The organism is Pseudomonadota bacterium, from assembly GCA_026388315.1.
Classification (GTDB): Bacteria; Desulfobacterota; Syntrophorhabdia; order Syntrophorhabdales; family Syntrophorhabdaceae; genus MWEV01.
Genome location: JAPLKA010000025.1, coordinates 1 through 22779 on the forward strand (window position 1 = coordinate 1; position 22779 = coordinate 22779).

Sequence of the window (22779 nt, forward strand, 5' to 3'; positions counted from 1 at the left end):
TGCCGTCATGGTCAAAATAGGCTCCATCTTTGAAGTTGGTAGTTTCTACCCCATCACCATCAAGGTCAAGGATGATGGGAGAGGGGGTGACAGTGGCGGTGTTGAAGAGGTTTCTGCAGGTGTTCATCATATCAGGGAGACAGTCAACATCGCTATCACCTCTGCGCGAGCTGCTTGGCTGTACCAAATTTTCGCCATTTGGACCAGGCAGATATGGGCCAACCGGATGGCCAGATGAATCAAACTGTTCTATATTGCCAACTTTCCAACCCTCTCGGATTTTCTTTGCTTCAAGAAATGCGTTTAATTCTTCTAATGTTAATTGCGCAATGGGTTTGTTATATACATCGAGATTATCAAAACCATTCTTTTGTGCAATCATTTTAAGCTCTTTGGTGTATTGGTCAGGATTGTTGCCTTTTAATCTTGGGTTTACACCATCATCGTGTGGCAAGTATGTATGCATTGCATCCAGAATAGAACTCTTATCATAATATGAACCTCCTGGCTCAAACAATTTTCTCCTTGCTTGTTCTCCTGTTGCTAAATCGGGAAAGATAGCATTTCCACCTGCATCTTTACCAAGCATTCCAGGGCCTCCATTGACATTGCCTGGATTATTGTTCCTCCATGAGGAGGTTCCGCCAGAATAAACTGTAGTACTTCCATCGTCGTGAATATATGTAGTGGTTTTTCCTATAGAAATAACTTTAACAACTGCCATATTTAGCCTCCCCTAATTCATCATTGATTTTGCTGTGATAAACAATTTTATGTTTTCTATCTCTGGAGTAATAACATCTATCTTATCGACATCATCGTAACTAGGATATTTCTTCTTCGTTACATAAGTCCCAATGCGTTGATAGTAACCATTCTTTTTCAACCGGTGTATCGTTATCTCAAATTTGTGAGGAGAATAACGCGTTTCATTTTTATCTTCCAAATTCCAGATAGCGCGCGCAATCACAACAACACTTTCTCTCAATTCTTTATTCGATGAGAAAATCTTGTATTCTGTTTGCTCCGAAAACCTAACTGACGGAAAATTGTTTATGAATTTGTTCTCATTTTTGGCATATGTCCATATAGAAAGAGCATCAAGATGCCCACTCGCAAAACCCCAATTCTGGGCGAGAACCATAAGGCCATATTTATATTTACACGACTTACAGAGTTCAACTATCTTCATAGTTTGAACTGTTTGAAAAGAACCTGAATCCTTGCTGTCAACTCTGTCTTCAACGCGGTGACATATTTGATTATTTTTATCATGCCAGAAGCAAAGCTTCATTGCCGGAGGGAGGTTGTTTTCATCCTTGCATTTATCAGGATTCTTTCCACAATACTCATATAATTTCTCAACGTCCTTTATGTCATACGCTGTTGCATGCCATTTCTCTTTGGTTTTGAATGTTTCATAAAGCGGTATTGTCTTCGCTTCTTTGTATTCTATGGTTATGGCATTGGCGAAGGTTGAGAGAAAGATTATCAAGAAGATTATGACAACGCTTATTCTTAATTCAATATGCCACAGTAGCTTATTCCTGGAAAAAGTTTTCATACAGCCTCCATGACGGAGTTACGGGAAACGGGATCGGTTTCTGCGGCAAACTGCTCTATAAGGGATTTAAGAGAACCTGTGGTATCCCTTGCCATTGCCTGGTGGAGATCATAAACATTCCCATAACCCTGAAGATCGGGTAAGGCAGCTATGTCATCAGGAACATCGAGCCATTCGTCGGCGATGGTATACATCTTATCCGCCTTGAACCATACATCGGTAGCTGTAGCAGTTGTACCGTCTGATTTAGTGAAACTCCCTGTCTGCTTATGTTCATTGCCATTGGCATCAACAAGGCTGGATAGAGTATAGCCGGTATTGATGGATTGAATGCCCTCTTCCTGAAGGGTGAAGAGTTCATCTGATGCGGAGTAGCCATCGCCGTCGAGGTCCTGCCATATCTTGAAATTTGAGAATGCGGCATCATTGGCATCTATCTTGCCGTCGGCATTGGTATCAAGTTCAGCAAGGGCTTGAAAACCATTGGCCGCTCTGGCTCCATTATTGAGAATCGTTTGATCACCAAACAATTCTTTACCGTTGTCAATGGTGCCGTTGTTGTTGCGATCCATGACAAGAATTCCATCATCACTTGATGCCCACCCCGTCTGTTCAGCAAATCCATTCCCGTCATGATCAAAGTAAGCGCCTGCGGTAAGGGAGGTGGTTTCTATGCCGTCGCCATCAAGGTCAAGAATGATGGGACTTGGGGTGACAGTGGCGGTGTTGAAGAGGTCACGGATAAAGTCATTCGTCTTATGCGCATCCCAGAGGGGATCAACCCAATCGTTTGGATAGTTCTTTACGCATCGATTCCACATTTCGTTTATTTCATCATCATTCAGGTTGTCAAGCCTTGCCATATCATATATCAGCTTTAGCTCAAAGGCCGTTTTAACGCCATCCATATAAGCAAGGGCATAAGCATCTGTCGGGTATCCAGGGCTTGTCGGGTCAAGGCGTGTCACTTCTTGGATCAACTTCAAATCGGCAATCAGGACGTCTCGCCTTGTTGCCAGACCATCATCAAAGTTCTGGTATACAACGTCATGCCGGTAAAAACACCTATCAAGATCATCCTTCGCGTCTTTGCCGAGGGCGACAACAGGTTTTTTAGTATCTGGGTCTCTATTTACCTTACCTGTTAACGGATTACGCTCAAACCCATCATGCCCTACTCCTCCCCAGTTCCCATAGGTTGGTGTTTTGGGTACATTTGGAACAACATAAATACTCATATTGACCCCCTTGTTCTTTTATTTTTGATACTTCAACAGTTACAATATCTTTCATCAACAGACATCCCTTATTCCTTTCTCGGGCCGATAGTTGGATACGAGATATGCGTTAAACCCTTGCCGTCGCTATTGATTATGTATGTGTAACCAAAATTTCCCTCTTCTTTTTGTCTAGAAACATAAAACGTAATGCGTTTCCCATCAAAAGAGATGGACGGCCATCTGATATACCCTTGATTCTTCGTGACGCGTGTGATAACGTCTCCTTTCTTTAAAAACAGGTCATAGTTCTCCGGTTTAGGAGGAAGGCCATCCATTTCGTTCGTGATTGAGAGAAACAGGATTGCATCATCCTTCGTCACGAAAGGTTCAGAGGTCCACCTGCCGTGGGTAAAAGCAGGACGGAGGTCATTCTTTTTGCCGTCCATGATGAAGATATTGTTATCCCGGTATTGTCTTTTGTAGTTCTCCCGAAAATCCATCTTCTTTGTCGCAGACAAACTCTGTACTATCGGACTTGTTCCCCAGAAGATAAAGCGTTTATCATCGGAGAGATAGAATGGTCTCGACATCTCATAGAACTGATAGTGCGTCAGTTGTCTTATGACCTTTGTTTCGAGATTGATCTCAAAGATATCCCATGAGGTGTACATGTCTCCATAACCAAGGATACGTTGTCTTTTCATGGATGCACGTTTGAATATAATCCGTTTCCCGTCCCGTGAAAAAGATGGTGATGCATTGTATTTGACTCTCATGACCTTCCCTGTAGGCGTCTCTGTTGTTTTAACGTCATCGTTATAATCATGGGTCAATTGCTGGTGATTGCTGCCGTCGGCATCCATAACGCAGATGTTGCCGGCGTTTCTTTTTGGTACGACATTCGCATAGGCGATTTTCTTCCCGTCCCACGAATAAATGGGGCCGCCTTGAAAGTCGTTTGTCGTATGGATGATTTTGCTCTCTTTTGTAAACGGGTCGTAACTGACCAGCCTGCAATAATCGGTGATGTAAATCCCTCCCCAGCAGGATGTATAGAGCAACTTGTCGTTGTAGAACGAAAGCGCTCCCGGGGTATCAGTTTCTTGTTTTTGGGAAGCTTTGCTGTCATTTCCACTTAATTGCCTGTAAGCGCTGTAGCCCAGAATGAGGATAAGAGCAGTGATAATAATAATTTTTAATCTATTCTTTGTCATCTATTCCCCCTTAAACACCCTCTATTTTTGTTAGAATCTCTTGAAATAGTGGAAATACACCGCTGACACAGAAAAGTGTACTCTCAATGTCTCTTTTTTCTCTTTTCATCTCCAACTCCTTTTATCCTTATTCATTCAGACTTTTCCTGTCTTTACTAACAGCACAAGGATAGCGGTGAAATATCCATACTCCGGCTCTGTGCGCACAATGGTCCTGTGCAACATGAGCTTGCGCCCTGCCACAGACCCTAAGGCGTGGACGACCATAAAATTATAAGTTTCCTGAAAGCGCATACTGTTTCTCATAGGCAATTTCCCTGCCTCAAACCTATTTGGGGGAGGGTTCGGTATTTGATAAGAAGTAAAATAAAAGATAGATTTGCTTATTTGCACAGGTCTTTCCCTTCCTCTTTATAAGGTTGCGTAAGGAGCTACTTTCGTTCCTGCGGCATCAATGATCTTTTGTGTGATTCCCCTGTAGTTATATTCGATTATAAACATTCCATTACAATTCCTGTCAAGATAATAATTACAAAAATTAACAAATATTTACAATAAATTACTCTGCCATAACTCATTCATACCCTTACATCTTTCAAAGCGCCCTCATGTATATTGGCAAGGAGCGGTGCTGCAAGAGAATTGGGATTGGAACCGTTGGCTCCGACAAAGGGCTGGCCCATAAGCTTTTCGATAACTGCAAGTTTACGGGCGTCAAAGTTAGTGCCACGGGAAGCGGGGTCAACGGTATCACTACCGGTCCTGTTAGCACCGCCTAAATAGGTACCAATTTGTGGAAAGTTCTTTATCCCCGATCATCGAGTGAAGTTGCCTGCTATTGCGAAGCACAGCGGAACAACGTTCAGGGGAACTGGCAGGTTGACAATTTCAAAATGCAAATAGTCTCTGCAAGACGGAAATAACCATTAACTGGGTTTCTGTATCAAGAGTACCAAGGTTTTTTATAAGTCGCGTTTTGTCTATTGTTCGTATCTGATCTAAAACGATGTGCGCCTTTTTCTTCTTAAATTGGCATACTATTCGTGTGGGATAGTCTTTCTCGGCTGTAGTCATCGGGGCAACTATTACGGTGCGGATATGTCGGTTCATTTCGTCCGGAGAAATAACCAAACAAGGCCGTGTTTTTTGAATTTCAGAACCAACTGTGGGATCAAGATTTGTCAGATACACATCGAATCGGTTCACTACCATTGCCATTCCTCTTCATCCCAAGAATGGGAAATATTTTCGTTTCCGTCTATCAATATGTCATGGCCATTTTGGGCCATCGCTCTGAATGCATTATCCCAACCCGTCCTTGGACTTGAGATAGGGCGAATGATAATTTGAGTTTTCTCCACCTCAAGCTCAACGTCATCAATAATTCCAGTTTGATCAAGCAATGGTTTTGGAATACGAATTCCTTGGGAATTGCCTATTTTTACAATGTGTGTTCTCATTATTTTACCTCCTCGAATGGTGTACACATTGTAATTACATCCATTGCAAAAGTCAAGAGTTCAATATGCTTATTATGATGTTTCCGCTGCCCGATAACTAATCTACTGCAAAGTTCCCCCATGGGGCTATTGAAAGTCCTGCATCTTTGTCGAGGCTGCCGGATTGTGTAGTACAGGAAAGAAAGAAATAACTGATCCACCCGAATACCGTTGCTTAATGAACTATTTCATAAACCGTCCTCAATTTTATTTTCTCAGCTACCTATCCGATTATGCTATCTATTGTCGGCCATAGCTGGAGTTTATAGGGAAAGCTGCTTTGACCCTTCATTTGATGGCTCAGTATGCCGTTCCGGGAGGGCCGGACTGCGGATAATCCCAGCCGAAACCCCACCGGAAAGGGGTTGGCAGCCACCAGACACCGCCAATGCTGACACCGAAGTACATGAGCTTGGCTATTACCGGATGACCTTTATCTGACACACACCTTTTCAGGGCTAAATCAGCGTTTGCTCTTTCCTCTCGGGTGCCGCCCATCCAATAAGGCAAATCATGCCTGACACAGCACTCTACCCAGTTGCCATTGGGGAAACCTGAACACCCGTCAGATGTAAAAGCGTGAGAAGGCGTTGCCCCCTTAACGCTGTTTTTTGTATAAATATCCGCAACAATCTTGTTAATTTCGCTTGAATGATCTACACAACCGATAAGAAAAATGGCAATAGGGGATATACACAAAAATAAACTATGTAATTTTCTCATAATCTTTTGCCCGCCCCTACCTCACACACATGTTTCTCACTCACAACATGGGTTTTTTCTTGCCCGGCTTCTCCGGTGCAGGTTCCGGGGCAATCGGTATCCGCAGTTCCACTAAGGCCAGAAAAGTCCGCAGCTCATCACGAAGCGTCTCAAGGTCAGGCCTTGTGTATTTTGCAAAGCCCACCTCAATGCCTGATTCAAAAGATCGTAAGCTGGTAATCTGCTTTGTCATAGGTATGAGCTTCGTTTTGCCCGGCTCCGGTTTAATCTTTTTATATGCTGTAAGCAGATTGTTCAGAGTAGCATTGGTTACAGGTGTCTTCATGATGGCCTCAAAAATCTTGTCACGATCAGGACATTCGAGGTTAGCTGCGAAGAGATACCCCTGGGAAACAGAGAGATTTCCTGTCGAAATTACCGACTGAATTTCGGGAGGAAGTTTTAAAAGCGAAATCGTGCGATGTAGCGTCCTTGTTGTCTTTCCGACGATTCCAACAATCTCCGACACTGTGTCGGAGAATCCCTTTGCCGCATATTCAGAACCCCGATCATAATTCACCAGCTCATTCATTACCCCATCCACATCATAGTTTTTGTCAGGGTGTCTTGACTGAATATATGCCAATATGCCCTTTGCCTGGTCAATAGGATTCAAGTCTTCTCTCTGGAGGTTCTCCGTCAGTTGGAAGGCAAGTATTTCATCCTTCTGAGTGATCGCATCAAGTATGCGCGTCGGTATTGTTGGAAGTCCAAGCTTCAGGGCAACCAGATAACGGCGTTCCCCGCAGAGGAGCAGGTATTTACCGTCTTTCGGCGTTACAAGGACAGGCTCCAAGACACCCCGGTCTTTAATAGATTCCATGAGGGCTTTGAAGGAATCACTTTCCGTGTCGATGTTTGACCTGATCTGTTCTTCAATAATGATATCCCCTAAGGACAGATACTGAAATTCTTGATTTACAACTGTTTTCTTTGTTGCCATCTTTCTCCCCCTCTTTTTAATTCAGTGGTTCGTACTTCGTCGTTCGTACTTCGTTAAGAGCCTTTATCGATGTACGATGTACTGTCATGTAAATCTACCTTGATATTGTTCTTTATTGTAAAGAATATTAAAAATCTGTCAAGTTTTTTTAATGCCTGAACCCGGCGCATATGTGAATCTACCCACCCATAGCTGGATTATGAAATGGGTCTATCTCTGGAAGTTTTCGTTGGCGAAATGAACTACCACGCGGCAAGCTTCAGGGTATAGACACTGGAGTAGTCCCCGTTTTATCAGGACCCGCAGGGCAATCAAGTAACGGAGCAGGCGGAACCACGTCCCCGTCCTCCATGCAAAAGCTGTAATTATTATTTTTTGAGCGGGTTAATTGTTTTATATCCAAGCAGTCTTACAACATTGCAAAGATTTTCATCGGAAGCCGCGAATGTCCAATCCTTTTTCGCGATTAAGGTAAAAGTGGCAAGATGTAACGCATCTAATGTCCTCAATCCATGCTGAGAACCAAATTTTTTTAATAAAGATTCTGCCTCTTCTAAAACCACGTGTCTTAAGGGCTCAACTCTGAAAGCGATAAACTCTTCTTCAAAACCTGTAGTTGCTCTGTTCAATTTATCTTCATCTATTTCCTTATTTCGGAACCTTCTAAATAAGGCGCTCAGAAACTCCAATCTAACAAGTTCGGAAACACATATCTCGTTCTCAGGGGAGATTATTAAATTCGTTACCTCCCGAGAACCATCCTCTTCATGAAAGAATTTAACAAGCGCAGATGTGTCAAAAAAGAGTTTCATATCCTGTCTTCTCTTGCCGCCAGAACATCGTTAGCCATAGAGCCTTTGTACCCGCTCAAAGCCTCTCTCACCTTCAGATAGGCGTGCAAAGGTTTCTTTACCCTTGTTTTTTTAACCCTGCTTTTCAATGAAAGTATTAGATCATATACTATGAGTAACTCTGAGGGTCTCAAGGCATCGAGTTCTCTTACAGCCTGTTCCTTTAAATTCATGAAATAACCTCCATACCAATCATATATCTATACCGCAAAAATATATCATAAAGATGAGCCTCTTGCAATATTCGACTCGTCGTCAGGAACGTTGGTAACTTACTAAACGTGCTCATGACTACTCTCTTTTTTCATCATTTTTGATATTGCAACGTTTGATACGCCAAGTTGACGCGCTGTTTCAGCATAGGGCAGTCCCGGTTCTTTTGTAAGGGCATAGACGATTTCGAAACGGATACGGGGAAGCAGCATAGCACAGGTCGTTCCCTTCCTCTTTATAAGGTTGCGTAAGGAGCTACTTTCGTTCCTGCGGCATCAATGATCTTTTGTGTGATTCCCCTGTAGTTATATTCGATTATAAACATTCCATTACAATTCCTGTCAAGAAAATAATTACAAAAATTAACAAAAAATTACTATGCCTTAACTAACCAGGCAAGATAGTCTTTGCCGGAATTGTGAGAATGATTCATTCCTGCCTGTCTGCAAAAAGCAGGTGAACCAGCACATCCTGTGTTATTCTTTTGTCAGCAATTACAAAATAACCGGGCTAATATTAATTGACATATTATATAAGCCATGATAATATAAATATTATGTTCACATCCGAACTTACCCAGCGGATTATCCGTTTCAATCCGTGGCTTTTACAAACCGGCAGAGCAAAATCCCTGCCCGCAAAATATCTTCCAGGCACATATATTCACAGAGCCGCCGAAAACTTATCCTTCGAAGCCTCAAGAGCTGTCCTTGTCGTGGGACCGAGACAGTCAGGAAAATCCACGCTTCTATGGCATCTCCTCCAGGATGTTTTTCCTAATGTGCTCTTTCTCAATATGGAAGACCCTCTCTTTCGGATCGGCTTTAAGTCTCCCTTTGATCTTCTGTCTCTTATCGAAAAGGAATATCCCTTCATAAAAGCGGTATTTATCGACGAGATACAGCATATGGAAGAAGCGGGGCTTTTTATAAAAGGCCTTGTTGATGAAAAAACAGGACTTTCTGTTTTTATTACCGGCTCTTCCTCCTTTGATCTAAGGAGCAAAACACGGGAATCTCTTGCAGGCAGGGCGCAAAGGACTACACTTTACCCCTTCAGCATGCAGGAGCTTTTAAATAACGAATCTCCAGGCAATGCTGCCGAAGTGCGCGCCTTTGTTGACCGGACAGTTGCAGATCAACTCCTCTACGGGAGCTATCCCGCTGTCCACCTTGCAACCATACGAAAAAAAAAGATAGAGCTTCTTAACGATCTCGTCGAGGCGCTAATACTGAGGGATGCCTCCGACCTGTACAGGATAAAAAGAGTTGATGCTTTTCGGAAGCTCCTGAACCTCCTTGCCCTTCAGACAGGCAATATGATCAATCTCTCTGAGATAGCGTCTCTGTGCAACACAAACGTCGGGACAATAAGCTCCCACATTGAAATCCTGGAAGAAAGCCATATTGTAAAAGTTCTCCGAACATTTGCCGGAGGAAGGAGAAGAGAGATTACCGGCGCTATAAAAATATTCTTCATTGACAACGGAATACGGAACGAGTTGCTCAACGGTTTCTCTGAAGACTTATCACTCAGGGCCGATGCAGGACAACTTTTTGAAAACTGGGCATTTACGGAACTGCAGAAAAATATGCCCTTTTTGGGAACCATCCATTTCTGGCGCAGCAAGGCAGGCGCAGAGGTGGACTTTGTCATCGAGTACGGCGGCGAATCTTTCGGCATGGAGATAAAATTTACCGGACTTACCCGGCCAGGACTTTCCAGATCCTCCCGCAGTTTTATTGAAGCCTATTCTCCAAAACGGTTTGCGCTCCTCAACCGCACCCTTGAGGAAACCGTAACTGTCGGAACTACCGAGGTAAACTTCATAACCCCTGCCGGCCTTACCCGCTGGCTTAACCTCGTATTCGCATAAAAAACGATTTTCTTAATGAGATAGGGATCAACAGTATCACTCCCTGTCCATTTTAAGAGTATCTGTTCCATGAGGCCATCACGGACACCAAAGTCTTCTTCTGCTATGAACTGATCGATTAGGGCTTGGAGTGGCAATAGTATAGGTAGTGTCTCTTTGGAGATTAAAACCACCTATTGAGGCTGTTGAGCTATCGGTCTTTGTAAATGCCCCTTACTGAATAAGGGTATTCCCCTGCGGGTCAACAGGAGGGAAGGTTGCACAGACAAAGCTTTACTGTCCTGTGTTTCTGCTTTGCTCAACCTTTTTCATCTCTATGCGGAGTTGGCTGTTTTTTGCACTGGTAAAATGCCCTTTCATAGTATCGGGGTTATTCTTTTCAACGACAAACGAGTATATGTATTGACCGGTTGACCTGTTGTTGGGTCTGAACGTTTCTTCAGCAGAACCGGTAATCGTATGTGACTTCTTTAGCCAACCGGGTCGAAGTTTTGGGGTATAGAAGTCTAATGTGGCGCCTTCATCAGAATATTTGACCTTGGCATTTTCCACTCTCACCCAGTTAGGACCGCAATGACAACTGTTCTTGGAGGTATTGTATTCTCCCCAGGCAAGGACGACCTGAGCGGATTCCTTGTCAACCTTCTCGACATATACCACCGTGTCCCAACCCCATCGTGAATTCCACTGGCCGACCCACTTCCCCAGAAGGGATTTGATCTGAACCGGTAAAGACGGGTCGGGAGCGGTTACAGCAACCTCGGGCGGTTCAGGCGCCGGAGCTTGCTGGGATGAACTAAAACACAGGCACACTGTCATCAGAAATATCGTTAAAGCGATCCAGTGGAGCCTTCTTAGCATACGTCTCCCTCCTTTTTCCTCTTTATGTAACATGTATATTTTATTCTGATATTATATTCAATAAATGTCAACGAGATTACAGGAAATTCACCATTACCGATTAAAACACGGCATAAATCACTTATTTACAAAAACTCGATTGAGGAAGGAAGCGAGCGGTTGTGGAATATATCGATTGCGGATTGCGGATATTATTCATTATTCACTATTCACTTCCTTCATGCCTTCATACCTTAAAGTAGTTATATCCTTTATTGTAAGGAATATTGTAAATCTGTCAAATTTATTTAATGCCTATGTTGTGCCCGGTCAGTTCCAGGAGAATGCCTTTTTTGCCGCCCGCTGTCGCTCGACAAATGCTGGACAAAAGATTAGTTTTTTGTCCCGCCGACCCCAATTACTTTTACTAAGGGTCAGCCTACCCTGTTTTTTTCTCAGAGGAGGATGCATGACCCCTGGACAGCGTTTGTAACCTGCTCAACAAATCCAATATTTGATCTTGTTCTAAAGCGCCGGAGCACAGGTACAATACTTTCTCTTCAAATTGTATAGTTTCCTTTCCGTGAGCTTTTATCTGTGCTTTTGAGAATTCTTTCCATCCAAGATGATTCTTAACTGTCTTTGTGGCAAACATATTTTTCCAATAGATCCCACTGTCACAGATTACCATGCCTTTTTTAGCATTGCCCAGGATACTGTTGTCTATCAGAATATAGACCTTTTCGTCCGGTGCAAACTGCATGGCTTGTCTTGCGTTGCTCATCTTCTCGAACGGGATTGAGTCTCCATAATAAAAGTGATACTCTTTTGAATATCTGGCTGCGATTCTCAGAATGTCTTTTTCCATCGGACAAAATTCAGACATGAATACCTCGTTTAATAAATGAACATCTTAGTCATTTCTACTGTTCGGTAGTGGGATCAATTGGCTTTCCGGTTCTATACGACACGCTTTTCATAGTGGCAACCAATGTACGCAAGCCTTCTTTTTCCATATAGACGTTAAACAGAAAGACAGCCGTTCGCCTGCTCTGCGACAGGATTTCTCCCTCAACAACGAGTGTGGTTCCCGGATCAGGGCTTGCGTGGTAGGTAATCGAACAATCCAGGGCAACAGAAAGGTTGTTCTTGTTATTTCCTAATACCGAAAATGCAGCATCTGCGAGAGAATAAATAATTGCACCATGGGGCCGGTTAAACATATTCAACATATCCTCGCGCAATTGCATGTGCATCTGGATGGTATCATCTGTCAGTTTGTCCAGGACGATCCCCAGGGATTTGGCATAGCTGTCTTTCTCAAACTGCTTCTTTACGATGTTGAGGTGTTCTTGTTTGTTGGATTTGTTCATAGTCAATCCTTCCTGTGTTTTATCGGCAAGATTCGGGATAAGTATTGTTTCCTGATCACTCTGTTAACGCCTTGTATGGCTTCAGGGCTGAGTCTATCGACTGGAATTATATGGATAGACATTTATCGTATTATCTCTTTTGCCGGTAACTCACATTTTCTTTACCGCTTGATATAGTAAGGTTCTTCAATCCGTTCTTTCCAAACTCTTTCTCATATTTTTCAGCAAATGGCTGTTCTTTCACCAAACACTCTTCATCAGACATCTTTTCTACTGTTGCTTCTCCGTATTTATTCTCCATATCACGTCTGGAGAGGTTAAAGATGAGTTTCTCCCAGAAGGTGTCATCATCATAATTTTGGATGTATTCGTTCACTTCTTCGTCTTCTTCAAGCCTTTCAGAAGGATAGTATCTTTTTTCTTTTTCATCATACGCTACATAATGTTCAGAACCAAAGTGTTTTGCAAAGGAAAATATATATTCTTCCATGACGGTAAATTCGTTGTCTTCCGATTCATCAGCAACTGCATCTATCATGCTGTTGGCCATATAGACCATCTTTAATAGGGTTTCATATTGTTTTTTCGTGAAATTGATTTTCATCTCTCGCTCCTTATTTTATGAACTCTTCCTGGGTTCCGGAACCACAAACTATTATACCTTGAATCCAGTATCACCACCCTGCCCCTGTCGGTTTCACATCTGATCAGTCTTCCTATGCCCTGCCTGAGTTTTATATATGTTTCGTATAGATATCTACTCCTGTATTCAACCGGCAACATCGTTATTTTTCTCGCACACTGGAGAGGACTGGATATATGCGGAAAGGGTATCCTGGTAATGATGACCTGGGTGAGCGTATCACCTTTATAATCCACACCGTACCAGAAGGTATCAACTCCGAAGAGGACACTTTCCTTTATGGCCCTGAATTCATCTGATATGTTCCCTGTCTGGTACCCATTTCTCTGAACCAGCAAAGGGTATCCTGCATCCATTATATCATCGGCAATCCTCGTCAGAACAGATTCCAGATCACTGTAGCTTGAGAAGAGCACGAGCGTTCTCCCATTGTTGCTCTTGATAAGCTCAAGGACCATCTCTGCCGTTCTTTCAATCCATATCCTTTTATTGTCGAAAGCGCCGCTTACTGCATCGGGAGGAATGATCATCTCCATGTTGTCCTTTGGAAAAAATGAAGGGATAGATGCAAAGTCCGGGTCTCTCTGGAGGTTAATATCTTCAGACTGGGCGCTAAAGACATCCAGTCCGGTGATCTTCTTAAATTCATCAAAGCTCTCTTTGTGACAGATGGTGGCAGAGGTAAAAACGATCGCATCTCTTCTTTGAAAGACATGCTGCCTTATAAGTTCAGCAACATCAACCGCCTGAGCATATAGTGACCAGTGCTTCATGTAGAACTGAAAGGCAATGACGCTGTTTTTAAGGTCCATGGCGCCAAGAAACAGCTTCATTGATTCAACGGCATCTTCCAGCATCTCTTTTGTGATCAGCAGGCGCTGAACGGTTTTGGGGTGGATACGCAGCGTGGTATATACTTCCTTACTTTCCAGAAATTCCAAGCCTTGAATGACCTCGTTCGTCAGCTTCCGCAATACCTCTACGTTGTTTGAGACGTTTCCATCCATGTAAGATTCGTGCTGGCATTTAAGCTCTGCGGTTTCTCCTGTTTCAACAAGGGGATGGATCATCTTGAGGAGAGAGAAGATATTTATTATTTCCCGATATGAGCCGGTGATTGCAAGTATGGTTTTCCTTACGGTGTTCTCGTACTCACCCGAGATATGCCTGATGTGCTTGTTCAGAACAGACTCTATGTAAGACAACATGTCGTTGATATCACGTGAGCTTACCTCAATGGCAAAGGATTCTCTTATGGCATGCTCGAAGTGGTTCGCCTCATCGATGATGAAATTTGTGAACAGTCCTGACAGTTGGGAATCTCTCTCTAAAAGGGCAAGTTTGAAATGGTTCGTGATGATAAGGCGTGATGACGCTGCCTCTGATGTGACGATCTGGGCGGGGCATCTTGTATGCCTCACATCACAGCCTATCTTTGAAGAGGTTTCTCTCTGCATCTGGCGAAAGCCGAAACCTTCTTCCAGGTAATATTTTACTTTGTCCCCCAGGGTATCCCCGTCCACTTCACGGAAATTGTAGACAAGGATAAGCATGTAGAGCCACGAAAGGAGTCCTTTACCACGTAAATCTTCATCATAAAGGTGCGCCAACTTCTCGGTGCAGATATAATTCGATTTTCCTTTCAGTAATGCCACAGGAATATCCTGATAGAGCATGTTTATGCCTTGTACAAGTTCAAGCTCTCCGAGAAAAACCTGGCGCTGGAGGTTTTTTGTGTAGGTTGAGATTGCAACCCTGAGATGAGGGTTGCGGTGCAGAAACTCCATCACCGGCAGGAGATATCCCAGGGTCTTCCCGGTTCCTGTGCCTGCTTCTATTGTCAAGATCGTGCCGGTATTCAAAGCCCTGGTAATACTTCTTGAATATTCTGCCTGTGACGGCCTGTATGCGAAACCCTTTACCGTTTTCCCAAGCTCTCTGTAAATATTCTCACAGTGATCTTCCGGTGTCTTTTTGAAAGGCTGCGATAAATCTTTACCGGAAGATGATGAAGCATATCTTTCTGACCGTTCCAGGAATGCTTCCCATTGATTGGTATCAGGACTGGAGCACGGGGTGATCAATTCCCCGAAATATTCGGTATAATGTGATGCGATATGACAGAATGCCTCGCCGAATAAGGTGTTGCTTTTTTTCAGAAAGAAACGGACGGCTGCTGCATGGGAATATTCTCTGTCATTGAGCTGAACCCTGCATATATGCTTTACAAGGTCAATGGACAGGCTAACCATCTCAGGAGCGGAGAAGCTTATCCTGTCCCGTTGTTTTTGGAACATATACTCCCATAGGCTTTTCGGTGTGTGTGATTCTCGATGAGGAAGGAAGAATTCTGATGCAAAGCTCAGATCAATAAAGCGGATATCGCCGGTAAGCTCCAGCAGGTCATCTATATTGTCATGATTGTTAAGATAAAAGATAAATTGCTGTCCTTTAAGAAATTCTCTGAGGCCTTCAATAACCTTATCTTTAGGCAGCGCTTTCTGGAGGACATCCTTTGTGATGCCGGAGTAATAGCGCTCTCTTTCAGAAGATTTTGTATAGCGTACATGGGAATTGAAGTCTTTTCCGGGGTTTTCTCTGTCTATGATTGATGCGGCAACGGAGTAGATACGGTTTCCATTGTCTTCCCACCTGCCGGAATAAGCATAGACAAAAGCAAGCGGACCTATGGGTTCACGAAAAGCGTTCAACATGGGTGTCAGTTATTTTACATCTAAAATTATTTTTTTTAACGCTGCTTTTTATTCTGTAATCTTATACAGTAATGTATCTTTTATCAATACCTCGTAGCCAGCTTCTCGTGCAGCCTGTCCCGGAACTTGACGTACCGGGGACTCATCAAAGAACTTTTCCTGCCACTGTCTTGCGCAACATAGCCGTCAGGAACCAACTCGCCGTTAAGGCAACGGAGAAGGTGATCAGGAATTTGAGAGCTGCCGGCAATGACTTCGTGAGCAGGTAGAATTGAATCCAAGTCACAAAGCCGTAGTGAAAGATATAGATGCCGTACGCGTTCTCTGTGAAGTTGTCCGCCAGAGGCCGGGCAGTTCGAAAGAAAGAACGGGCCATACCCAATGCGGCAAGGCCTGTAAAGGTGCAACAGAAAGAATAGACTGTCGCCAGGATGACATTTGCCACCCATACCGGTGTGTTCACAAAACATGCCCCACTCAATTCCAGCAGACCGTGTACCACATAGGTTAAACCTCCCAAGACAAGCCAAAGCGGCCACGGCCTCAGATTGTGACGTGACAATGAGAGCTCCAGGTTTGCACCTCCGAGCGCGACGCCCAGCAGGAACCAAGCGAAATATAATAAGAGTTTCCAGGTCTGAAAAACCAACGGTCCCGCCAACCGGGACCAGGCGGTGGGCAAAATGAACAGGCGCAGGGGAACGGTTGTCAGCAGGCTCACTGTAAGGAACATGACAACCAGACTCCGAGCCGATGCGGCAGACCAGGACAATTTCTTCATGAGATTCGGAATCAATTGATAGGCGACAGCGACAACACCACAGAAGGCAAGCAAAACCCAGATGAACCAGGCCGGCCCCCCTGACCAGTCGCCGGCGGTGAAGAAACGACGCAAAAAGCCACCCTGGTTGACTGCGTCACTTGAGAGCCAGGATGGGTAGTACGCCAGCGGACTGAGCAACGTAACAGCGATGACGAATGGGATTCCAAGGCGTTTTGTCCGGTCGGCCAAAAAGTGACCGACCCCCTTCCGCTCAATGGACGGTGCAACGAATAGGCCGGATACGAGGAACATGAGGGACATGAAGAACATATCATTCCATCCCACAAGCCAGTCGAGGGGCATCCAGCGGATCGTATCGACGACCGGTGCGGTGGATTTCATGTAATGCCCCGGGTCGTAATGACTGAAAGTGTTGTATGCCAGTGCAGCGTGATGTGCGACTACCAACACAATTACGCTGCTCCGCAAGTAGTCGATGGCAATATCACGCTTCAAATGGTTCCTCCAAGCTTGAAGAGGATATATAACATCCTATATTCCTCCCTTGCCTTTGTGATTCATCGTTCTTCCTCTTTGAGAAACAATTGATGGTATTCAGGCTCAGTCAGATATCTTTTCAGCATTTTACTTGTAATCTCAAATACCTCGGTTAAATCGTCATCGGTCATCCGTTTCAGAACTGTTTTCATCAACTGGTCATCCGAAAATTTCTGTAGGTACAGTTGCACTGTATTCTCATTGGATTGCCTGTCCAGACCATACCCCGAAAAACCGTCAAACGTTTCTACAAAACTATGGGAGTGCTTTGCCATAACGACACCCTATTTCCTATTTATTCTTTAATTTAATGAAATAAATTTTATTTTCACATTATTACCTCGTGTATCAAATGGTTTTTAACCGTTCATTTTCTTCACCATTTCCCGGCAATCGTCCACAAACCTGTCAAAATCAGAGCGGTTACACCATGCCGGTGTGCCGAACCGGAACGGGATATCCCCTGGATCCGGTTTGTTTGTTACGGGATCGCGGTTCGGGATACACCCATCGAAAAACGCCGCGGCATCAGGATCGGGCTCACGGGTAAGTCCCCTTCGTCCAAGCCCGCCGCAGCCAATGTGGTATCCGCACTCCTTGAACACAAGCGACTGGAATTTCTCGGAGAACTTCAAATTACGACGGTGTTCGGGTTTGGGAAAAGGATTGAACGCAATGATACCGGACTTCAGTTCAGGATCCCGGCATGGTTGAAGAATGGATTGTTCCCCAAAGGTGGCAATAAGCTTTTGGCGTGTATAGTCGGCCAGCGCCAGGATATAGTTCTGTATGCGCTCCCGACCGATACGGTCCCACATCGCACAGGACTCACCCAGGGCACGCCAGTCGGCAGACTCCGGAAATCCGTAAAAGCTCAAAGCCGCTCCAATGTTAAAATCGGCGGGACGGGATCCATCTGTGGGCGCATCGAGATCACCTGAGCGCACAAGATTGAAACGAGGGAGCGGAGTGGAATTAGATGGCAACAGCGCGTTGCGCACATAAAGAATGCCGGTTCCACCAGGCCCGCACTGCCACTTGTGGCCCGATATACCCCAAAAGTCGATGCCGATCTCATCGAGACGGGGATCAAACATGCCGCCATAATGCGCCCCATCTACGATGGTGATAACACCATTCTGCTGCGCCAGATGGGCCAGGCGACGGGCCGGAAGAGCTACACCGCTCGGTTGGGTCGGGCACGAAAAAAACATCGCTTTGGTCTTGCCACGCCTGATACAGCGCCTGGCTGAATTGACAATTTCCTCAGCTTCAGTGTCAGGCCGTAAGGGAACTCCAAACTGGCGGATAGTCACACCGAAACGACCGGCTACACGTCTAACTGTAGCAACGCAGTTCGGGTATTCCAACGTGGAACAAAGGATCTCATCCCCCCGCTGCCAGTCAATTCCGCTGAGGATCTGGCTTATCGCATCAGTCGTATTGCGGGCTATAGCAATCTCGTCAACACGCGCCCCATACCCTTTCGCGATTTTTGCCCTTGTGACCTCGGAAGGTTCGAGGTACACGGGGAATGGGTCCCTTGCAATCTGGTCCAGACCTTCCTTAAACTGCTTCATAACCGATATCGGCATCGAGCCTTTCTGGCTGGCAACAAGGTATTTGTGTTCATCGGAAATAGTAAACCTTTTGGCAAACTCGGCAAAAAAGGGCTCTTCACGGTCAAGTATGGTTCCCCCGCCCGGTCCCGATACGGATTCAGGCAACGTGATGTTGCCTTCCGCCCGGAGGTTCAGGTTGGGAACAGAAATAGCAAGGGTGCCTGCACCAAGCAATGTGAGAAAACCCCGTCTATTGATCAGTCGTCGCCAATAAACATCAGACATAAAACCCTCCTTTAAATTCACAGGTATAGAACGATTGATTCCTTCTATCTCCTTCATGCAATTTCCCTCGACCTTTGCCCAATCCATTTCTCTAATAGAACTACCTTCATCGTTTTATTTTACATAGACACCTCCTTCTGTGTCTATGAATTAATACAAAAGTGTTACCTATGTCCCCAGAATAATCTGTTACCTATGTCCCCGTTCGGTCACTCTTTCGCCCTACAAACCATTCTTTGGCAGTTCGACAGCGCCCCCCTTCATTTTTCCTTTGTCAGATCCTGTGCTGAAGAACATGCGGTATTAGGATTGTCCTTTAGCAATTTAACCAGAGTGGATATTTTTTCTTCTTTTTCTCGGGATCTTAATCGTAAGGCTTCAAGCCACTTGGCCTCTAATTGCTCTAATGCGATCCCAAATACCTCTTCCCAGGGACGAGGCTTATTTCTTGATAGTAGATTAAATTGTTTCATTTTCTCTATGCCATACGTGTTAATCAAGAACTCGCCAAAGGAACCGGCCTCCAAATAAGAAGCATGTTGTTTGGCTCGGTCCTTTACTTTAGGTACATTATTATCAATCTCCATACCCCAGTCGCTGTGGTTTGTGCCAATCTTCGATAAAGGAATATAGGAACCGGCCCGCGATAATGCAATGACCCAACAGTCGTTGTCAAAACCGCACATGGGAAAAGACAGCGGATTGCCAAAACGTATTTCTGATGCTTCACCCATCATATTGCGAATCAGTTTGTCAGGATTTGGAAATACTGCGCTCGTCAATTTGTGCGCCAAGTGATGAGGATATTCATCGCCACCGGAAACCCTGACAACCCGTACTCTTTGGCCATTTTCTTTCCTAAAGAAGAAGAAAGAGTAATTTGCCTTCGGGTCCGAGTTATCAAATTCAACAATGATTTTCCCGAACTGTTTGATTCGCGGCTCAGTTGCCCAAAACTGAAGAATTTTCGTGAGGGTTGAATCAACCTTGTTGACAAGTTTCTCGAACCTTTCTGAGGATATATTTCCTGTAATATCTCGAATTACCAGCCTTTCAGTTTCAAAAGTTGCACCTGCTGCTTGAATGCCTATGGACACAAGACAGAATACAATTCCTGTTACTAATAGTTTTTTTGCCATTATGGAGACTCCTTATTAAATTGTTAAAAATTTATTTATTCCATATCTAAAATTATTTTTTTACAATTTGAGCATTTATAACCATTTACGAATGATCGTGATAAAAATTTTATTTTACGATTACCAACAACTTCTCCTCCAAATGCCCATATGCCAAGAAATAGTTTTTTATTATCAGACATCCATTTTAAAGCATATCTATCTCCAAACAATTTTCCTTTTTCTATTTCACAACTACAAATTGGACATTTCATTTCTCATTTTCTCCTATAACACGCGGCTCAGTTAGAGCCGGATTTATGGGCAAGCTGTATCCGGTGGTTATCCGTACTATTGTGGTTGTGGATATGGTGAGAACTGGTCAGCCACAGCCCACCACTTGCCGTCCTCTTTCACAAATATGAACATGTCACGGCCACTCATCTCGATCATTTGCCCGCCAGCCTCGAAGGCCATATCGAAGTAGTATGTAACAACGGCTGAATCACCATAGACTTGGATCTTGGGGTCAATCTCCTCCCAACGATGAACCTTCGCCATTGATAGGAAACCAACCCATCCCGCAACACAGTCATCTCTGCCCTCGCGTCGATTTCTGTCCGTTGGCGTAATTGCTACCATGTCTTTATGGAAGAAGTTTTCGAGGTCTTTTCCATCACCTTTCGTCCATGCATCATTCAGCTTGCGCAACGTTTCCCATACCTCACGCTCTATACCTTGAAATAGTGATTCCATTTAATCCTTCTCCTTTCTTCTCATAACGTACTCTTCAGCGGCCGCGGCTTTTTGCGGTTCGCTGGAAGAGATTGTTAGCGGACACTTGCTTTGACCTATAAAGAAAATTCATTTCTTTACTTTCATACCAAATAGAAATCGTAAGACCTTAACCCGTTTTATCAGGAGATCATACATGGCAATAATCACAGTAAATGACAAGGCACCAAGCGTGATGTATTTCACCACGACGCTGGTTTCCCAATGGGCTAGATAAAAACCAATTGTGACGATTACTGTTTGATGGAGTATGTAAAACGGCAATACAGCTTCTCTGGCATATTTCAAGAGCCCATTATTGAAGTTGAGATATTTACTCCCAAAACCCAATATGGCCATAAGCCAAAACCATGAATTGAAGGAGCGGAAAAAAACCGGCACAGTATATTTGCCGAAATCTCCAAGCGGAGCTAAATCGATATGGAAAAAGAACATCAAACTAACGGTCACAAGCCCCAAAGCCAATGAAATGAATCTCAACTTTTCCAAAGCTTCTCTACATCTTGAATCAAATGCTATGAGGAAGCCTGACACAAAAACAACGAGGTACGAAAGAAGGCTCCATCCCCCGAAAGCCCTGAACCCCACACCTTTTGGTTGCAGGTTGACCAGCCATTCCATCAAGAAGAGGGGAATGCCAAAAAGAAAGAGAGCTCCGTTCTTCGCGAAAAACGCGGCTGCCCCTGAAATGAGTTCTTGAATCCTTGCTCTTTTAAGAAAGATAAAGAGTGGCAAAGTCAGCAAAGTGAAAACAAAAAGGATTTCCAGATACCACAGATGAAGGCCCATCCAGGCAAAATTTCCCCCAAAGGCGTAGAATCCTTCAAAATAGTGGGGATAGAATTGAATAAATGTGCCATCAAATTGACCGTGACTGGAACGTTCAATCCAGACTTGTACCGGAATGAGCAAGACGAAGGTACCAAATATGAAAGGAATGACAAGTCGCTGCAATCTGTTAGCAATATAACCTCCGGATTTCCGGGAATTCAGCGAGTAGTAGGAGCTTATACCTGAAAGCATAAAGAATAGAGGCATGATCCATTGGACCACAATCGAAACAAAAAGGGACATGCCGTCACTTAATTGGTTGTTCTTTACATGCCAATCTTCATGATTGAAGAACCTGGCACAATGAAAGAAAAATATACAGAGCATCGCCAGCACAGTGAGCCAATCATCATCATCGCGTCTTGCCTGTTCGCCGAGTTCTAATGAGTGTGATCTTTCCATAAGTTTTCCTTCACATGTCAATCTTTTCTCCTGGGATTACAGAACTCTTCCACGCTTCACACAAAAAGACGCTACCCTTTGCTCGCCGTACGAGCACTTATGATTCGAATCGTTTCTCCTTCATCGGTGTGGGCTACCACAAAAAGTCGTCCTTTTTCTGAAACACCGAAGGTGATAAATCGATCCTCTGTGGTTGAATGATCCGGATCAGCACCCGTTGCAGCCATCGGGTTACTCAGGACTATTGAGGCCTTTTCAAAAGAAACTTTGTGCTTTCTAAGATTCGACTTCGCCTTTCTTGGGTCCCACTCAATTTTCATGTTTTCAATTATATCATGCTCTTATTTTGCTGCATAGAGTTTTATGATCATTTTTGGCCCGCCAAGACTTGCCCCGTGTAACGAATTACCCTGAGGCAAGCCTTTTGTGTGTCAAGCCGATGGGCAATGCATTTGATTTGCTATTTCACCGGGGCGGGCGGCAAAAAGGTATTTTCCTGAAACTGACCGGGCCTGATACAGGCATTAAAAAACTTGACAGATTTACAATATTCTTTACAATAAAGAACGGTATCGAGTAGATTTACAAGACAGTACATCGTACATAGTACATCGAGAAAGGCTCTTAACGAAGTACGAACGACGAAGTACGAACCACTGAATTAAAAAGAGGGGGAGAAAGATGGCAACAAAGAAAACGGTTGAAAGTCTGGAATTTTTATACTTGCCTCTGGAAAGTATTATAGTGGAAGAA

General features: G+C 44.1%; 26 protein-coding genes. 1 reads left to right on the forward strand and 25 read right to left on the reverse strand.

Features of this window, described 5'->3' with window-relative positions:
* The 12 genes from NTX75_02505 to NTX75_02560 all read right to left on the reverse strand — a co-directional run.
* Window positions 1-724: hypothetical protein (locus tag NTX75_02505; protein MCX5815099.1), on the reverse strand; the 724-nt coding region annotated here is incomplete at its 3' end.
* Between the two features lie 12 nt (window positions 725-736).
* Window positions 737-1564: a hypothetical protein gene (locus tag NTX75_02510; GenBank protein MCX5815100.1), complete on the reverse strand. Its 828-nt coding sequence runs from the start codon at window positions 1562-1564 to the stop codon at window positions 737-739.
* Window positions 1561-2802 carry a hypothetical protein gene (locus tag NTX75_02515; protein MCX5815101.1) on the reverse strand — a complete coding sequence of 414 codons (1242 nt, stop codon included), beginning with the start codon at window positions 2800-2802 and terminating at the stop codon, window positions 1561-1563. Before NTX75_02515 ends, NTX75_02510 begins: the two co-directional genes overlap by 4 nt.
* A 68-nt stretch (window positions 2803-2870) precedes the next feature.
* Complete coding sequence (locus tag NTX75_02520; protein ID MCX5815102.1) at window positions 2871-3998, reverse strand: hypothetical protein; 1128 nt, start codon at window positions 3996-3998, stop codon at window positions 2871-2873.
* A gap of 135 nt (window positions 3999-4133) precedes the next feature.
* Entirely contained in the window at window positions 4134-4292 is a 159-nt protein-coding gene (locus NTX75_02525; GenBank protein MCX5815103.1) for a hypothetical protein, read from the reverse strand.
* A 594-nt stretch (window positions 4293-4886) separates the two neighbouring features.
* Entirely contained in the window at window positions 4887-5216 is a 330-nt protein-coding gene (locus NTX75_02530) for a type II toxin-antitoxin system PemK/MazF family toxin (GenBank protein ID MCX5815104.1), read from the reverse strand.
* Entirely contained in the window at window positions 5204-5458 is a 255-nt protein-coding gene (locus NTX75_02535) for an AbrB/MazE/SpoVT family DNA-binding domain-containing protein (GenBank protein ID MCX5815105.1), read from the reverse strand. The genes NTX75_02530 and NTX75_02535 overlap by 13 nt, the downstream gene beginning before the upstream one ends.
* A 339-nt stretch (window positions 5459-5797) precedes the next feature.
* Window positions 5798-6220 (reverse strand): hypothetical protein, encoded by a 423-nt coding sequence (locus tag NTX75_02540; GenBank protein MCX5815106.1) that lies wholly within the window; start codon window positions 6218-6220, stop codon window positions 5798-5800.
* A 40-nt stretch (window positions 6221-6260) separates the two neighbouring features.
* Window positions 6261-7202 (reverse strand): ParB/RepB/Spo0J family partition protein, encoded by a 942-nt coding sequence (locus tag NTX75_02545; protein MCX5815107.1) that lies wholly within the window; start codon window positions 7200-7202, stop codon window positions 6261-6263.
* A 368-nt stretch (window positions 7203-7570) separates the two neighbouring features.
* Window positions 7571-8014 carry a type II toxin-antitoxin system VapC family toxin gene (locus NTX75_02550; protein MCX5815108.1) on the reverse strand — a complete coding sequence of 148 codons (444 nt, stop codon included), beginning with the start codon at window positions 8012-8014 and terminating at the stop codon, window positions 7571-7573.
* Window positions 8011-8226, reverse strand: a complete 216-nt coding sequence (locus NTX75_02555) for a hypothetical protein (GenBank protein MCX5815109.1) — start codon at window positions 8224-8226, stop codon at window positions 8011-8013. Before NTX75_02555 ends, NTX75_02550 begins: the two co-directional genes overlap by 4 nt.
* A gap of 102 nt (window positions 8227-8328) precedes the next feature.
* Window positions 8329-8478, reverse strand: a complete 150-nt coding sequence (locus NTX75_02560; protein MCX5815110.1) for a winged helix-turn-helix domain-containing protein — start codon at window positions 8476-8478, stop codon at window positions 8329-8331.
* Window positions 8479-8822: 344 nt separating this feature from the next.
* Between NTX75_02560 and NTX75_02565 the strand changes: the two genes are divergently transcribed.
* A complete protein-coding gene (locus NTX75_02565) occupies window positions 8823-10142 on the forward strand; it encodes an ATP-binding protein (protein ID MCX5815111.1) in 1320 nt (439 codons plus the stop codon).
* Window positions 10143-10415: 273 nt separating this feature from the next.
* Here NTX75_02565 and NTX75_02570 read toward each other — a convergent pair whose 3' ends face one another.
* The 13 genes from NTX75_02570 to NTX75_02630 all read right to left on the reverse strand — a co-directional run bounded on the left by NTX75_02570 (window position 10416) and on the right by NTX75_02630 (window position 22346).
* Window positions 10416-11003 (reverse strand): hypothetical protein, encoded by a 588-nt coding sequence (locus tag NTX75_02570; GenBank protein MCX5815112.1) that lies wholly within the window; start codon window positions 11001-11003, stop codon window positions 10416-10418.
* 418 nt (window positions 11004-11421) lie between these two features.
* The gene (locus tag NTX75_02575) at window positions 11422-11868 is read right to left on the reverse strand and encodes a hypothetical protein (protein ID MCX5815113.1); all 447 of its coding nucleotides are present in this window, start codon (window positions 11866-11868) and stop codon (window positions 11422-11424) included.
* A gap of 37 nt (window positions 11869-11905) precedes the next feature.
* Window positions 11906-12355, reverse strand: coding sequence for a hotdog fold thioesterase (locus NTX75_02580; protein MCX5815114.1), 450 nt, complete (start codon window positions 12353-12355; stop codon window positions 11906-11908).
* Window positions 12356-12485: 130 nt separating this feature from the next.
* On the reverse strand, window positions 12486-12959 hold the full coding sequence (locus NTX75_02585) for a hypothetical protein (GenBank protein MCX5815115.1): 474 nt from the start codon (window positions 12957-12959) through the stop codon (window positions 12486-12488).
* On the reverse strand, window positions 12956-15712 hold the full coding sequence (locus NTX75_02590) for a hypothetical protein (protein MCX5815116.1): 2757 nt from the start codon (window positions 15710-15712) through the stop codon (window positions 12956-12958). Before NTX75_02590 ends, NTX75_02585 begins: the two co-directional genes overlap by 4 nt.
* Window positions 15713-15857: 145 nt before the next feature.
* Window positions 15858-16991, reverse strand: a complete 1134-nt coding sequence (locus tag NTX75_02595) for an acyltransferase family protein (protein ID MCX5815117.1) — start codon at window positions 16989-16991, stop codon at window positions 15858-15860.
* A gap of 62 nt (window positions 16992-17053) precedes the next feature.
* On the reverse strand, window positions 17054-17308 hold the full coding sequence (locus tag NTX75_02600) for a cytoplasmic protein (protein MCX5815118.1): 255 nt from the start codon (window positions 17306-17308) through the stop codon (window positions 17054-17056).
* Between the two features lie 84 nt (window positions 17309-17392).
* The gene (locus tag NTX75_02605) at window positions 17393-18880 is read right to left on the reverse strand and encodes an aminotransferase class V-fold PLP-dependent enzyme (protein ID MCX5815119.1); all 1488 of its coding nucleotides are present in this window, start codon (window positions 18878-18880) and stop codon (window positions 17393-17395) included.
* 260 nt (window positions 18881-19140) lie between these two features.
* The gene (locus NTX75_02610; GenBank protein ID MCX5815120.1) at window positions 19141-20019 is read right to left on the reverse strand and encodes a hypothetical protein; all 879 of its coding nucleotides are present in this window, start codon (window positions 20017-20019) and stop codon (window positions 19141-19143) included.
* A gap of 35 nt (window positions 20020-20054) precedes the next feature.
* Window positions 20055-20273: a PF20097 family protein gene (locus NTX75_02615; protein MCX5815121.1), complete on the reverse strand. Its 219-nt coding sequence runs from the start codon at window positions 20271-20273 to the stop codon at window positions 20055-20057.
* A gap of 76 nt (window positions 20274-20349) precedes the next feature.
* Window positions 20350-20754 (reverse strand): nuclear transport factor 2 family protein, encoded by a 405-nt coding sequence (locus NTX75_02620; GenBank protein MCX5815122.1) that lies wholly within the window; start codon window positions 20752-20754, stop codon window positions 20350-20352.
* A gap of 108 nt (window positions 20755-20862) precedes the next feature.
* The gene (locus tag NTX75_02625) at window positions 20863-22026 is read right to left on the reverse strand and encodes an acyltransferase family protein (protein MCX5815123.1); all 1164 of its coding nucleotides are present in this window, start codon (window positions 22024-22026) and stop codon (window positions 20863-20865) included.
* A gap of 71 nt (window positions 22027-22097) precedes the next feature.
* Window positions 22098-22346, reverse strand: a complete 249-nt coding sequence (locus NTX75_02630) for a BrnT family toxin (GenBank protein MCX5815124.1) — start codon at window positions 22344-22346, stop codon at window positions 22098-22100.
* Window positions 22347-22779: the final 433 nt, after the last annotated feature.